The sequence below is a fragment of the Iodobacter arcticus genome, from assembly GCF_042664895.1.
Classification (GTDB): domain Bacteria; phylum Pseudomonadota; class Gammaproteobacteria; order Burkholderiales; family Chitinibacteraceae; genus Iodobacter; species Iodobacter arcticus.
Genome location: NZ_JBHTBQ010000033.1, coordinates 442,333 through 455,272 on the forward strand (window position 1 = coordinate 442,333; position 12,940 = coordinate 455,272).

Genomic DNA, 12,940 nt, shown 5'->3' on the forward strand with positions numbered 1-12,940 from the left:
TTTTAACTCGATGCCTATTGGGTGAATCCACCCTGTAGCTCAAACCCCAAGATAATGATTTAGCCTGCCTGCACTGGCAGATAGCTCGTCTGCGCTGACTGAATCCACCACTTGGCCGTGTTCAATTACGTAATGCCGGTCGGCGATGCCTGCGGCAAAGTGAAAGTTTTGCTCGACCAGCACAATGGTGTAGCCACGGGCTTTAAGCAGTTCTACCGTTTCGCCCAGTTTTTTTACAATGACAGGCGCTAAGCCTTCGGTGATTTCATCGAGTAGCAGCAGACGTGCGCCGGTGCGTAAGATTCGTGCCATTGCCAGCATTTGCTGCTCGCCACCTGACAATCGTGTGCCTTGGCTTTTGCGGCGCTCCCATAGGTTTGGAAAGAGCGTATAAATCTCTTCCAAACTCATGCCATCGCTGCGCACTTTTGGCGGCAGGTTGAGGTTTTCTTCCACATTTAAGCTAGAGAAAATCGCCCGCTCTTCGGGGCACCAGCCCACGCCAAGGTGGGCGATTTTGTGGGTGGCCATGCGGATCACTTCACGGCCATTCACCATGATCGATCCGGCGCGCTGGCCGGTCAGGCCTAGAATCGCTTTCAGTGTGGTGCTGCGGCCTGCGCCGTTTCTGCCCAGCAGGGTAATCAACTCGCCACGGCGCACACCAAAATCAATGCCGTGCAAAATATGCGATTCGCCGTAAAAAGCGTGCAAGCCGCTCACGCGCAACATCTCACCCGCATGATCTTGAATCTCGTGGTTAAGCATGCAGTGCATCCTGTGGCTGAGTCGGCGTTGCTGGGCTTACGCCCAAATAGGCTTCCATTACTTTTGGGTCGGCAGAAACAGTGGCGTAATCGCCTTCGGATAAATACTGACCACGAGCTAACACAGTAATTTTGTCGGCAAGGGTAGAAACCACTTTTAGGTTGTGCTCTACCATCAAAATGGTGCGCCCAACAGACGCGCGGCGAATCAGTGCAGTGACGCGTTCTACATCCTCGATGCCCATGCCCTGTGTGGGCTCGTCCAGTAGCATGAGCTTGGGTTTAAGTGCCAAGGTGGTAGCGATTTCTAAAGCGCGTTTTCTGCCGTAAGCCAGCTCGCCCGCTAACACATGCGAAAACTCGGCAAGGCCTACTTCTTCTAGCAAGGCCATTGCGGCATCGGTGAAAGCGTTGAGCTCTTGCTTAGAGCGCCAAAAGCGATGCGCGCCACCATTAATCCGCAGTAGCGCCACACGGATATTGTCGAGCGCACTCATGTTTGGGAAAACCGCTGAAATCTGGAAGGAGCGAATCAACCCTTTAGTGGCCACTTCGGCAGGCTGCGCTGCTGTGATGTCGACGCCATCAAAAATCACTTGGCCAGAGGTGGGGGACAAAAACTTGGTCAGCAAATTAAAAACTGTGGTTTTGCCTGCACCATTGGGGCCAATTAAGGCATGGATGCTGCCACGGGCCACTTCAAGATTAATGTCGCTGACTGCTGCAAAGCCTTTAAATTCTTTACAAAGGCCGTGCGTTTGCAAAATAGGATCTGACATCGTATTTATCCTTGGGCTGGAATGCAGGGCGCGCGGTTTTTGTTTCTTATTGAGTCAGTTTTTGAATGAGGTGGTGTCAATTTTAATTATTGTTTTGTTTGGAGCTAAGCTGTAGTTATATAGTAAGCAGAATGTGTGCCAGTTTTAAGAAACGAGCAACCATAAGGTGTGGATGGCACAGGGTGAGTAGGTTGGTCTACAAAACGAGACAAATATTTGCAGATGGTGCGTTTTAAAAAGGGATTAAGTTAGAAATGGCACAAAAAAACGGGGAGTCTAAAAATTGAGACTGTAATCTCGTTTTGTAGAATATTGGTTTTGTAAGGTGGGTGGTTTTATGAATGAGTGCCATCAAAGCCTCCCTCTACTAAGCTAATTTGGTGTTTTTAGCTCGTTGGGCAAATTGGGCCTCACTTTCTCTGGCAGTACATGTAATCGGCGTTGTGCCGTACAAGTATGTTTTTTTATAAGATGAATTTGCATAATCTATAAAAGATTGTCATTATTTAATCTACAGGTTTTTTGTGGATTCTGCGGGGGCATGATGAGTGAGCGCACCATAGATACAGCGATGGCGAAACGACTGGTTGAAGCTGAGGCCATTCGTGGCGTATCGATTATCGGACAGCCTGGTGGCTGGTCGGTCATGCTTAAGCTGAGTATGTCAGAAAAGCTACTTGGCACTCAGCGCACGGGTAAGCCACGCCTGTGGCGCTCCCTGGATCGATGTATTGAGTATGTTACGTCTGAGCTGCGCCTTTTTCGCTTCGATTTGCTGGATGCAACAAACTACAGTTATGAGTCGGCGACCCGGCAAGCTCGGCCTGATGCCGCAGAGCGTATGCGTAAAGCGCATGAAGCGGCTGCCCATGAGCAATGGTTTCGTGAGCAAACTGCATTGACCGTAAAGGAAGCTGACGATCCAAATACAGAATGGGTTTCGCATGAAGCAGTGAAGGCGGATATGCAGTTTCAGCGTGAAAACCCGATGGCGCGTATCACGAAGGGTGAGTAATGCAGATTGTATGGCTGCCCCGCGCCCATAGTGCCCGAAGTAATGCGATTGAATTTATTGCCCAGGAAAGCCCAACCGCAGCACTGAACCAGCTTGATGAAATTGCACGCTAAGTTGATTTATTGGTGGATCACCTAAAATTAGGTCGCGCCGGACGAATAAAGGGCGTGTGGCAACTGGTTGTAAGCCGCACGCCCTTTATTGTTCTGTATCGAATGATGCATGAGACGAAGTCCAAGTGATCCATCTTTTGCATGGGGCGCAACAATGGCTCAAATAAGGCGGTAAAGGCTAAATCGCAAGAAGATAATGTTGTAGGGTGTTGTAGGGCGCTAATAAGCGCAGCGTATTACGCTGTATGGAATTGATTCGTAGTGGTGCGTGGCTCCCTGCATAGAGCGATAGATACGTTGCACGTAGAGTTTGTGTCATCTTAGAAAGCGACCGATATTGCCATCAGTAAATATTTTTAGTGCCTTTGGCACTTTGATTTTGGTGTGGAGCGTGTTCTGCACCCGCTTAGCGGCGCAATGCAAGTCTTTTTGAGTTGCCTTACCCAGTATCTTCCATTTTAAATCCCGCAATCTTCTTATACAGCGTAGCGCGGGAGAGGCCGAGTTGCTTGGCGGCGGTGGGAATGTGGCCTTTGCAGTTTTTGATGGCTTCGTTGATCAGCTGTTGCTCGAAAGCTTGCATGGATTCGGCGTGGGATTTGGCGGTGCTGTGGCCGGGCTGAGCGCTGGGGTAAAGGAGCGGGGCAAGATCATTAGCCTCTAACAAAGCTCTATCGCTCAGCATGAGTGCCCGTTCTAGAATATTGTGCAGCTCTCGCACATTGCCAGGCCATGGGTATTGGCTTAAAAGTGCGATGGCGGAGGGCGATAGGCGATGCTGGCCAAGGCCACTGGCGGCTAGCTTATTCATGATGGATGTCGCTAATAGCCCCAAGTCGGCCAGCCTGGCGCGCAGTGGCGGCAGCTCGATGGTCAGTACATTCAGGCGGTAAAATAAATCGGCTCTAAATTGCCCTTCTGCAATCAGCTTGGCCAGCGGCGCTGAAGTGGCGGCGATAATGCGCACATCGGAGCGCTGCACTTGATTGGAGCCGAGCGCTTCAAATTCCTTGTCTTGTAAGACGCGCAATAGTTTGACTTGCAGCGCGGGAGGCATGTCGCCGATTTCATCGAGAAACAGCGTGCCGCCGTGGGCGAGTTGAAATTTACCGATGCGGCCCTTTTTATCAGCACCGGTATAAGCGCCCGCGCTTGCGCCAAATAGCTCGGCCTCGAGCAGCGTTTCAGGAATCGCCGCCATATTCAGAATAACCAGCGGCTTGTGGGCGCGGGGCGATGCGGCGTGAATGGCATGGGCTAATACTTCTTTACCTGTGCCGGTTTCGCCCAGTAGTAAAATCGGCGCATCTCTTTGCGCGGCGCGGTGTGCTTGGCGTTTTAGCTCCAGCACCGCATCACATTCGCCAATAAAATGACCAAAAGAATATTTAGCGCGGCGTGCTTGGGCGAGCGATTCATGCGCCACGGCCAGCTCTTTTTGCAAGCTGGAAAACTTTGCCACTAAGGGAGCAAGCGATTGAATTTCATCAAAGAGGGCAAAGCCAATTGCGCCGATCAGCTTGCCTTGCGGATCTTTAAGCGGCAAACGGGTCACAACCAGCGTTCTATCCGGCGTTTCCATTAAATCTAATAAAATAGGCTGGCCCGTTTTAAGCACATCCCTAAGCTGGCTATTAGGAATAACTTCTTCTACGACTTTGCCAATAGCGCTGGCAGGATCTTTAAAGCCAAAGCGATCGGCATGGCGGGCATTAATCCAGACAATCTTGCATTGCTCATCCACAATCACCGTGCCTTCAGAATTGTCTTCTAAAGTACGAAATAAAGATTGCAACGCCAATTGCCGCTCATTATGGCCATCCGTTAATTGATTGGGGAAGACATCAGACATGGCCCGTAATCCGTGGCTTGCAGGGGATTTACTACCATAACATGGAGGCGGCGTATCTGTTTAATTACTGCGTTTGGCTGGGATGATCTGTTGTACGGAATTAGCTGATTAATAGCCCCAATAAAATAAACCAGCTTAGCCAAGCGCAAAAGGTGCTGATTAAAAAATGCCGTATCAGTTTTTTAATCCCCAACATGCGTAATGCCAAGGCACGCGGTGGGGTGCTTCGGCCAAATAGGCTGTGTAATACTTGATCGAGTTGCTGCAAATCAGCTTCGCTTTGCAGCTGATTTAATAATTTTTCATCTAGGGTGATACGCCAGTAAAAATAATATTGAATTGCAGCGGCTAGACTGCTCGCCATCAGCAGCCCTATTTCTACTTTATTGAGCATGTGGCTAGTAGCTAGCCAATAGCTGATTAAAAATAAAAATGGCGAGGGCCACACTAGGGTTTTGCAAGAGGCGAGCGTGGCCACACTTAATTTAAAAAACAGCGCTTCTTCAGTTTTCATTTTATGCCATCGCAAAGCAGGGCTAATTGATTGAGTTGCGCCTCGCTTAATATAAAGTGACTGCGTTTTCTTAGTAGTATTTCCCGCGCTTCATTCATGTCTTTTGCTTGCTGGCTCACAACCAGCCAAGCCAATACCACGGCTGCGCTTCGAGTTAGGCCAAGCGCGCAGTGAACCAATACGGGTTGAGGCAACCCCTGTAGCGTGCGCACACAGTGCTGCAAAGTTTGCTGATCGGGTAGTTGTAAATCTAAAAGCGGGCAGGAGTGATAAATAACCGTTGCTGGCGCTTGCCTATCGTATTCCGCAGCAAGATCAAGCACGGATTTAAAGCGCGGATCTGTCGCTGCGCTGATTGGCCCCAGCCATACGCCTTGGCTGATTTCTTCAGCGCCAGGCAGTGATTTTAATAAATAGCGGTGCACTCGTTGCGTTACAAAAGAGTAGGGCAAAAGCAAAACTTGCGCTGCAAAGCGCCTTTGCCCGCAATCTTTTTGCATCACCTGCGGCCCTAGCCCTAGGTAGGCAGCGCAGAGGATCAGCAAGGAAGTGACTGGCCAAAGTAGCAGCCAAGCCCAGCCTTGCAGGTAGGTGATGCTGAGGGATAAAAGCAGCGCCCCAGCAAAATAGCGCAGGGCGAGTTTGGGTGTGTTTTGCCGTGGTTTGCCAAGTGCTGAAAACAAACTCACGCCGGGGGTTGGTAATAAATAACAGACTATAAAACCCAGTAAAAATCCACTAGGCACATCCCAAAAATGATGTTGCCAGGTGGTCAGTACGGATAGGCCGATCAGGGCAAACCAGAGGTGCAGCAAAGGCTGCCAGCGTGTGGGGACATGGGCGTGATAGCGCAGCCATAGCACAGTAAGTAAGCCGATATGTAGAGATGGCGCTTGATTAAAAGGTTTGTCAAAACCCATTAAGAGCGTAAACAGCTGGCCAAAAGCACCATCAAGCTCAGGGCGCTCAAAACTAAAGCGGAGCGGGAATAACACAAAAAATAAGCAAGAGAGCAGCGATGTGGCCAGTAGCCGCTTGGCGTGGCTATTTAGCTCGGCACGGCTGGTACAGATAAACAGAGAAATGCCATAGAGCAGATCGATACTCCAGTAAGGCACGATGGTCCAAGGCCAGAGCGGGATATGCCGCTCCCACGCCATGACGATATTTCCAATATCGGCGGCAGGCAAGGACGCGGTGTAGTGGTTCGCCGCACCATAAAAAATAAAAAAACCTGGCCCGAGCAGCATCAGCCACAAAAGGGCGAGCCGCCACGGGCGTTGCTCTTTTGTCTGAGTGTTTAAATCTGAACTCATGTGTTTTTAATCCGGCGTGCCAGGCTAACGGTGAAGATGCCCCATTCATCAATACGCTGGGTGATTTTCTCAAAGCCCGCTTGCTCAACTAGCTGATCCATTTCGTATTGAGTACGGCGGCGCATAATCCAATCAGCCCCGCTTCTATGGCTGGTCAGCGTGCGGGCAATCAGCTCAAGCTGCGGGTGCCAAGGCTGATTGGTGTAAACCAGAAAGCCGCCTTCGGGCACGGCTTCGGCAAGCCCTGCCAGCGATGCTTTGATGGGGGCGTTGTCTGGGAATAACTCATAAAGACCAGATACCACGGCCAGCGTGGGTGCGGGGGAAAGGCTGGCTAAACTGGCTTGATCAAAAGCATCGCCCTGCTGAAAATCAGCCAGATGCGCTAAGCCTTTTTCTTTGATCAGTGCTTTGCCCGCCTCTACATTGATGGGGCTGTAATCACGTAATAAAACGCGGTCGATTTTATGGCCGGCAATGGCGTCCAGAATATAGCGGCCATGCCCTGCTGCGATATCCACAATCCGCACCGGCTGCTGGCTTTCTGTGAGCGATTTGATCGCCATGCCAATTAATTCTTCAAGGTTGATTTTGCGCTGGCGTATGCCTTTCCAGCCTACGCTATCTAGGTAGGTGCGATCGCCAAAGCGGCCCAGCGGGGTGCGTCCTGAGGTTTGGTTTTTATAGACATAATCAAGGGTGCTGCCCGAATCAAAGCCGGTTTCCCATCCTAGCCGAATACCGTCTGATAGCTTGCCCACAGTCGCAAGGGATAGGCGGGTTAAGGCAAAGTGCCAGTGTTTTAGGGTAAAAGGTGAGCTGACTTGCTGCAGCTGTTGATATTCATTGGCGGTGTAGCCGCTTTTATCTGCATGGCTTAGATCAACTTTGGGCACGCCTGCTTCTACTTTTTGGATAAAGTTGCGGATCAGGGTAAAAGCTTTGGCCCGATCTTTTTCGCCCAAGGTGTCGTGATAAAAGCCTTCTAGCGTATGCATTTCTTTGCACAGGCTGCCCAAGCGTTCAAAGAATGTACGTTGCGGCGCTTGGTGTACTACAAAATCTGCACCTGATATCAATAACTGGGTTGGGGTTTGGATGGCGCCTGCATCGGCAATAATTCGCTCTGCCGTGTCGTAGAGGCCCAGCAGGATATTGACTGAAATAGGGCGGGCAATCAGCGGATCGGTATTATAAGAGGCAATGCGCTCTGGGTCATGCGTTAGAAACTTGGCTTTTACATAAGAATTAACATAAAAATTGCCGCGCAGTTTTTCCATAAGCCGCAGGCTGGGTCTTGCCAAAGGCACGTAAAGCTTCACTTTAAATGCGGGGGACGCCAAGATTAGCGCGCGGATTTTTGGGGCGTAATCGTGTACCCAAGTCGATGCCAATACCGCGCCTACGCTTTGCGCAATCACGATGACTTCTTCCATGGCATAACCATAAGTCTGGCAAAGATAATGAATAAAAGTATCCAGATCGCGCACGGTAGTGCCTAAACTCGGGCTGTAGCCGCGCGGCCCGTTGTTGCGGCCGTGGCCACGGGCGTCCCATGCAAATAGCGCGGTATCAGGCATTTGTAATTCGTCCGCAATATGCTGCAAGCGCCCAGAGTGCTCGTGCCCACGGTGAAGTAGCACAATCATGCGGCGTGCTGAGGTGCTGGTGGCTGGCCAGTGGCGGTAAAACAAATTGCTACCATCAAAGCTGCTAAATAATTTCTCTTGTGGCGTGCGCATTTGGATATTCCTTATTTAAGTTTATTGTCGCTGGCACAGACCCAGCATCGCCGCTGTGTGTTATTGCGGGCTGGGAAGGGAGAGCAAGGTTTTTTGTTTTAAATTAAGCAGGGCATCTTTGATTGATGCCCGAAAAGTCGCTTTTTCTGCCAACCAAGGCAGGGGGCGGCCAATGGCAATATCAACAAAAAAGGGAATAGGGAACCACTGTCCTTTACCCATTGCCCGGCCTAGGCCGTTTAAATACACGGGGACAACGGGGATGTTGGGAAAGTCTCGATACAGATACCAGATGCCAGATTTAATCTCCGAAAGCGTTTCTGGCTCGCCCCGTGTGCCTTCGGGAAACAAAATAAGAATACGCCCTTGCTTCAGTGCTTCTTTGCAATCTGCTAACGGATCAAAGTCAGCTGCCGCAGCACCACGCACCACGGGGATAATGCCGACGACTTGAGTGGCAAACCATGCAAATAAGCGGTTGGTCAGAAAGTAATCTGCGGCAGCGGCAGGCTGAATATTGGGAATCAACGCCAAGGGAAATAAGCTATATAAGGCCAGAATATCCAGATGACTATTGTGATTGGCCAGCACAATGGCCGGTCCTTTTAAAGGGAGGCGGTCTTGATGCCTGACGGTGACGCCAAACCAGAGCCGGACTAAGGGCCTTGCCAGCAATAATACAAATAGGATTCTTAAATAACGGTTCATAGGCCTTGGTGATATGCCTTAGTAATATAAATAATGGGTGTAATGAAAAAACAAGGGAGCCGTATAAGTTAAAGAATCGAGCCGGTCTAAAATGCCGCCGTGTCCTGGGAGCAAACGGCCAGAATCCTTTACGCCAATATCGCGTTTCACTGCAGAAATCACAATATCGCCAATAAAGCCCATTACGCCGATTAATAAACCTGCCAATGCTGCGTGCAAGGGTGAAAAAGGCGTGAGCAAAGGCCCCAGCAGCCAGCCTAATAGGCTGGTGGTGAGCGCGCCGCCCAAAAATCCTTCCAGCGTTTTATTGGGGCTGACCTTGGGGGACACTTTGCGGCGGCCAAATGATTTGCCCCATAAGTATTGGGCCACATCATTTAATTGAGTTAATGCGACTAAATAAAACAGCAGCATAGGGCCATGCTCTGCTTTGCCGATGCCAGTTAAAAGAGGCAGGGCGAGAACCGCTCCCATATGGCTTAAACAAAACACGCAAATCATGAGCCCCCATTGCAAGGAGGCGGCGGCTTTAAGGAAACCCTGAGTTTCGCCCACTAAAACCATGCGCATAGGAACAAATAAAAACACGTAGACGGGGATGAAAATAATAAACATCCCGTACCAATGAATGCCCAGCCAATAATATTGCAGAGGAATACACAAATAGGCCCAGAACAGCACCACATGGTCGGCGGTGCGGGTGGAGCAGAGCGTTAAATATTCTTTAAGTGCCAAAAAGCTAACGAGGCCAAGTACCACAAGGGCAATCGTCATATTGCCCAGCAATGTCAGAGAAAAACACGCCACAATCCACCACCAAGTGCGAACGCGTAGCTTTAGCTCTAGCCAGTTTTTTTGTGGGTAGCGCTTACCTAAAACAAACAGGGTGAGGCTGGCGGTAATCAGCAGGACGAATACGCCTTCCAGTGCTGTAATAAGCGCAGGGGGTAAAAGTAAATTAATCATGATTGATTAGCCAATATCCCTTTAGCGCGATTGAGGCAGGTCCACAGCATCAGCCCAGCGGTGATCGCAAATAGCGCGCTGGTCCATACGGCGATTGCGGGGAAAAACCCAAGTAGCAGCGCAAAGCCGCCGTAAACAAAAGCTCTATCACTTTTGCCCATGGGCCCGTCGTAGCGCCGTGCAGCCCCTAGTGAGGGGCCGAGCACACCCATAAATTCCGTTAAACACGCCAGAAAAACCGCCAAGATGACCCAAGCGGGCTGCGTGCTAACAAGGCAAAAAGGCAAGTAAATGGCCGCATCAGAAACCACATCGCCCACCTCATTTAAAATGCCCCCCAATGCAGATTGTTGATTGAATTCACGCGCCAGCATGCCGTCAATGGCGTTGAGTGCCATCCGCAGCAGCAAAAAAAGAGGTAAGACTAGCCAAGGCAAGCGGGAATCAGATTGTAGATAGAGCCAAACGCCCATCAGGATAGAGCCCAGCATGGCAATGAGGGTGACTTGATTGGCGGTAATGCCAGAGCGGGCCATTAAAGTGCAAAGTGGCCGTAATATCGATTGGAATCTAGATTTTAATTGGTAGATGCTAGGCATTTTAGTTTTGTTTTTTTTGAGGGCATTTAGAGAAAACGTGAATTGCTTATTTGTAAGTTTTGTGTATTTTTTGAGTAGTTTGAATGTAAATTATTCCATGTGCAACTGTTTTTTATGAATGCATTCAAGGCTTAATTGAAAGGTGTCTTTTGTATATCTAGCAATAAGATGTTCCTTGTATTGATGTCCCTGTTGCTTAGGTTTGCCAGAATGTCCGTGCGATTCACGCATGGGTTGTTGATCGGGTATCGTTTTTTTGAGGGGCTGTAATGGAGCCATATTGGATGCAGGGTGTGTTGTGTGGGGTGGGATAAAGGGCCGTGCGCCATTTAAATTATTTTTGCAGTAAAGCTTGACCCTGAAGTGGCTTCAGGCTGTGTAATGGTCTAAAGCTTATTAGGAGTACGCATCATGTCTAGCTGTTGCAACCATTCTTCCCCTGCCAAATCCCGCTATCGCACTGTCGGATCGCCCCCACCACCTTTGCTACAAGGCGATGGTGCCGGGGTGTTGAGTAAAATTCATATCCAGCAGATGGATTGCCCGACCGAGGAAGGGCTGATTCGTAAAAAGCTGGGGGCGATGGCGGATGTGAGTGGTTTGCAGTTTAATTTGCTGCAACGCGTGCTAACGGTATCGCATAGCCAAGAGGCCTTGCCTGCCATTCTGACGGCGATACGCGAGCTGGGCTTTACGCCGCGTGTGGATGATGGAAGTAAAATAGTCATTGCCGAGGTGGCTAAGCCTTGGTGGCCTTTGGCGCTGGCGGGCGTGTTGGCGGTGGGGGCTGAGGTTTGCGATTGGTTGGTATTGCCGGTGTGGCTGACGGCGGTGCTGGCGATTGCGGCGGTGCTGGTTTGCGGGCTGACTACTTATAAGAAAGGTTGGATTGCGGTTTCTAATGGTGATTTAAATATCAATGCGCTGATGAGTATTGCGGTGACGGGCGCTTTGCTGATCGGGCAGTGGCCGGAAGCGGCGATGGTGATGGTGTTGTTTACCCTTGCCGAGTTGATCGAGGCCAAATCTTTGGGCCGCGCCAGAAACGCGATTAGTGGCTTGCTGCAGCTGACGCCAGAGCGTGCCACAGTGCAGCAGGCGGATGGCAGCTGGCAAGAGCAAGCGGCCGCCGATATTGCGCTCGGCCGTATTTTGCGAGTGAAGCCAGGCGAGCGAATTGCGTTGGATGGCGAGCTGATTTCTGGGCAATCGTTTATTAATCAGGCGGCGATTACGGGGGAGAGCTTGCCGGTTGAAAAGAATATCGGCGATACGGTGTTTGCCAGCACCATCAATGAAACCGGCTCGTTTGAATATCGGGTAACGGCGGTGGCAGGCAACACCATGCTGGCGCGAATTATCCATGCCGTTGAGGCGGCACAAGGCGTGCGTGCGCCGACGCAGCGTTTTGTTGATCGCTTTTCTAAAATTTACACCCCTGTGGTTTGCGCGCTGGCGCTGGCCGTGGCGGTGATTCCGCCGCTTTTCTTGGGCGGCGCGTGGCAGGAGTGGATTTACCGTGCGCTGGCGATGTTGGTGATTGCCTGCCCCTGTGCCTTGGTGATTTCTACACCGGTGACGATTGTCAGTGGCTTGGCGCGTGCCGCGCGGCTGGGCATTTTAATTAAGGGCGGCACTTATCTAGAAGAAGGGCGCAAATTAAAAAGCTTAGCACTGGATAAAACCGGCACGTTGACGTTTGGTAAGCCGGTGCAGACCGATGCGGTGGCCTTGGCGGATGTGTCGTCCGACGTTTGCCAGCGTATCGCAGCCAGCCTTGGCGCGCGCTCGGATCACCCTGTTTCTAAAGCGATTGCCGCACAAAGCAATGATTATCTTGAAGTCAGTGATGTGAAAGCGTTACTCGGGCGCGGCATCAGCGGCCAGATTGAGGGTATATCTTATGCGATGGGTAATCATCGCCTGATTGAAGAGCTGGGCCTTTGCTCGCCAGCGCTGGAAGAAAAGCTGCAAACACTGGAAATGCAGGGCAAGTCGGTGGTGGTATTGGCCTCCGATCACGTACTGGCGCTGTTCGCCGTGGCCGACACGGTAAGGCCAAGCAGCCGCGAGGCGATTGCCCAACTGCAAGCGCTAGGCGTAGAAACAATCGTGTTATCTGGGGATAACGAGCACACCGTGGCGGCGATTGCCAGCGATCTGGGGATCGCCCAAGCGCACGGCAACCTGCTGCCAGAAGACAAGCTGCGCATTGTGGAGGGCATGGCCGCATCGTCTGGCATGGTGGGGGATGGTATCAACGATGCGCCCGCCTTAGCCCGCGCCGATATTGGCTTTGCCATGGGCGCGGCAGGCACAGATACCGCCATCGAAACCGCCGATGTGGCGCTGATGGACGACGATCTACGCAAAATCCCCGAATTTATCCGCCTATCGCAAGCGACGCATCGCATCTTGGTACAAAACATCACACTGGCGCTGCTGGTGAAAGCGGTGTTTCTAGCGCTCACACTGGCAGGCCACGGCACGCTATGGATGGCGGTTTTTGCCGATATGGGGGTGAGTTTGTTGGTGGTGCTGAATGGTTTGAGGCTGTTGAGGAAGTGAG

11 protein-coding genes are annotated in these 12,940 nt (G+C 51.0%); 2 read left to right on the forward strand and 9 right to left on the reverse strand.

Going from position 1 to position 12,940, the window contains the following annotated elements:
* Positions 1–39: 39 nt before the first annotated feature.
* Both ACFQNF_RS15965 and ACFQNF_RS15970 read right to left on the reverse strand, forming a co-directional pair.
* Positions 40–768, reverse strand: a complete 729-nt coding sequence (locus ACFQNF_RS15965) for an ABC transporter ATP-binding protein (RefSeq protein WP_380188919.1) — start codon at positions 766–768, stop codon at positions 40–42.
* A complete protein-coding gene (locus tag ACFQNF_RS15970) occupies positions 761–1,546 on the reverse strand; it encodes an ABC transporter ATP-binding protein (protein ID WP_380188920.1) in 786 nt (261 codons plus the stop codon). Before ACFQNF_RS15970 ends, ACFQNF_RS15965 begins: the two co-directional genes overlap by 8 nt.
* Positions 1,547–2,117: 571 nt before the next feature.
* On the opposite strand from ACFQNF_RS15970, the gene ACFQNF_RS15975 reads away from it, so the two are divergent.
* Positions 2,118–2,561 (forward strand): hypothetical protein, encoded by a 444-nt coding sequence (locus tag ACFQNF_RS15975; protein WP_380188921.1) that lies wholly within the window; start codon positions 2,118–2,120, stop codon positions 2,559–2,561.
* A 552-nt stretch (positions 2,562–3,113) separates the two neighbouring features.
* Here the strand turns inward: ACFQNF_RS15975 and ACFQNF_RS15980 are convergent.
* From ACFQNF_RS15980 to ACFQNF_RS16010, 7 genes are all read right to left on the reverse strand, one after another.
* Complete coding sequence (locus tag ACFQNF_RS15980) at positions 3,114–4,526, reverse strand: sigma-54 interaction domain-containing protein (protein ID WP_380188922.1); 1,413 nt, start codon at positions 4,524–4,526, stop codon at positions 3,114–3,116.
* Positions 4,527–4,626: 100 nt separating this feature from the next.
* Entirely contained in the window at positions 4,627–5,040 is a 414-nt protein-coding gene (locus ACFQNF_RS15985; RefSeq protein WP_380188923.1) for a hypothetical protein, read from the reverse strand.
* Positions 5,037–6,356 carry a phosphatase PAP2/dual specificity phosphatase family protein gene (locus ACFQNF_RS15990; protein ID WP_380188924.1) on the reverse strand — a complete coding sequence of 440 codons (1,320 nt, stop codon included), beginning with the start codon at positions 6,354–6,356 and terminating at the stop codon, positions 5,037–5,039. The genes ACFQNF_RS15985 and ACFQNF_RS15990 overlap by 4 nt, the downstream gene beginning before the upstream one ends.
* Positions 6,353–8,098: a bifunctional alpha/beta hydrolase/class I SAM-dependent methyltransferase gene (locus ACFQNF_RS15995; protein WP_380188925.1), complete on the reverse strand. Its 1,746-nt coding sequence runs from the start codon at positions 8,096–8,098 to the stop codon at positions 6,353–6,355. The genes ACFQNF_RS15990 and ACFQNF_RS15995 overlap by 4 nt, the downstream gene beginning before the upstream one ends.
* 60 nt (positions 8,099–8,158) lie before the next feature.
* A complete protein-coding gene (locus tag ACFQNF_RS16000) occupies positions 8,159–8,806 on the reverse strand; it encodes a lysophospholipid acyltransferase family protein (RefSeq protein ID WP_380188926.1) in 648 nt (215 codons plus the stop codon).
* An 18-nt stretch (positions 8,807–8,824) separates the two neighbouring features.
* Positions 8,825–9,772, reverse strand: a complete 948-nt coding sequence (locus ACFQNF_RS16005; RefSeq protein ID WP_380188927.1) for a phosphatidate cytidylyltransferase — start codon at positions 9,770–9,772, stop codon at positions 8,825–8,827.
* Positions 9,769–10,371 (reverse strand): CDP-alcohol phosphatidyltransferase family protein, encoded by a 603-nt coding sequence (locus ACFQNF_RS16010; RefSeq protein WP_380188928.1) that lies wholly within the window; start codon positions 10,369–10,371, stop codon positions 9,769–9,771. Before ACFQNF_RS16010 ends, ACFQNF_RS16005 begins: the two co-directional genes overlap by 4 nt.
* Positions 10,372–10,782: 411 nt before the next feature.
* Here ACFQNF_RS16010 and ACFQNF_RS16015 point away from each other — a divergent pair, with 411 nt between their 5' ends.
* Complete coding sequence (locus ACFQNF_RS16015) at positions 10,783–12,939, forward strand: heavy metal translocating P-type ATPase (RefSeq protein ID WP_380188929.1); 2,157 nt, start codon at positions 10,783–10,785, stop codon at positions 12,937–12,939.
* Position 12,940: the final 1 nt, after the last annotated feature.

Excerpts from the sequence above, each read along its gene's own strand:
- ACFQNF_RS16010 (WP_380188928.1), bottom strand. The coding sequence starts at position 10,371 with ATGCCTAGCATCTACCAATTAAAATCTAGATTCCAATCGATATTACGG.
- ACFQNF_RS16005 (WP_380188927.1), bottom strand. The coding sequence starts at position 9,772 with ATGATTAATTTACTTTTACCCCCTGCGCTTATTACAGCACTGGAAGGC.
- ACFQNF_RS15980 (WP_380188922.1), bottom strand. The coding sequence starts at position 4,526 with ATGTCTGATGTCTTCCCCAATCAATTAACGGATGGCCATAATGAGCGG.
- ACFQNF_RS16015 (WP_380188929.1), top strand. The coding sequence starts at position 10,783 with ATGTCTAGCTGTTGCAACCATTCTTCCCCTGCCAAATCCCGCTATCGC.
- ACFQNF_RS16000 (WP_380188926.1), bottom strand. The coding sequence starts at position 8,806 with ATGAACCGTTATTTAAGAATCCTATTTGTATTATTGCTGGCAAGGCCC.
- ACFQNF_RS15990 (WP_380188924.1), bottom strand. The coding sequence starts at position 6,356 with ATGAGTTCAGATTTAAACACTCAGACAAAAGAGCAACGCCCGTGGCGG.
- ACFQNF_RS15970 (WP_380188920.1), bottom strand. The coding sequence starts at position 1,546 with ATGTCAGATCCTATTTTGCAAACGCACGGCCTTTGTAAAGAATTTAAA.
- ACFQNF_RS15985 (WP_380188923.1), bottom strand. The coding sequence starts at position 5,040 with ATGAAAACTGAAGAAGCGCTGTTTTTTAAATTAAGTGTGGCCACGCTC.
- ACFQNF_RS15965 (WP_380188919.1), bottom strand. The coding sequence starts at position 768 with ATGCTTAACCACGAGATTCAAGATCATGCGGGTGAGATGTTGCGCGTG.
- ACFQNF_RS15995 (WP_380188925.1), bottom strand. The coding sequence starts at position 8,098 with ATGCGCACGCCACAAGAGAAATTATTTAGCAGCTTTGATGGTAGCAAT.
- ACFQNF_RS15975 (WP_380188921.1), top strand. The coding sequence starts at position 2,118 with ATGGCGAAACGACTGGTTGAAGCTGAGGCCATTCGTGGCGTATCGATT.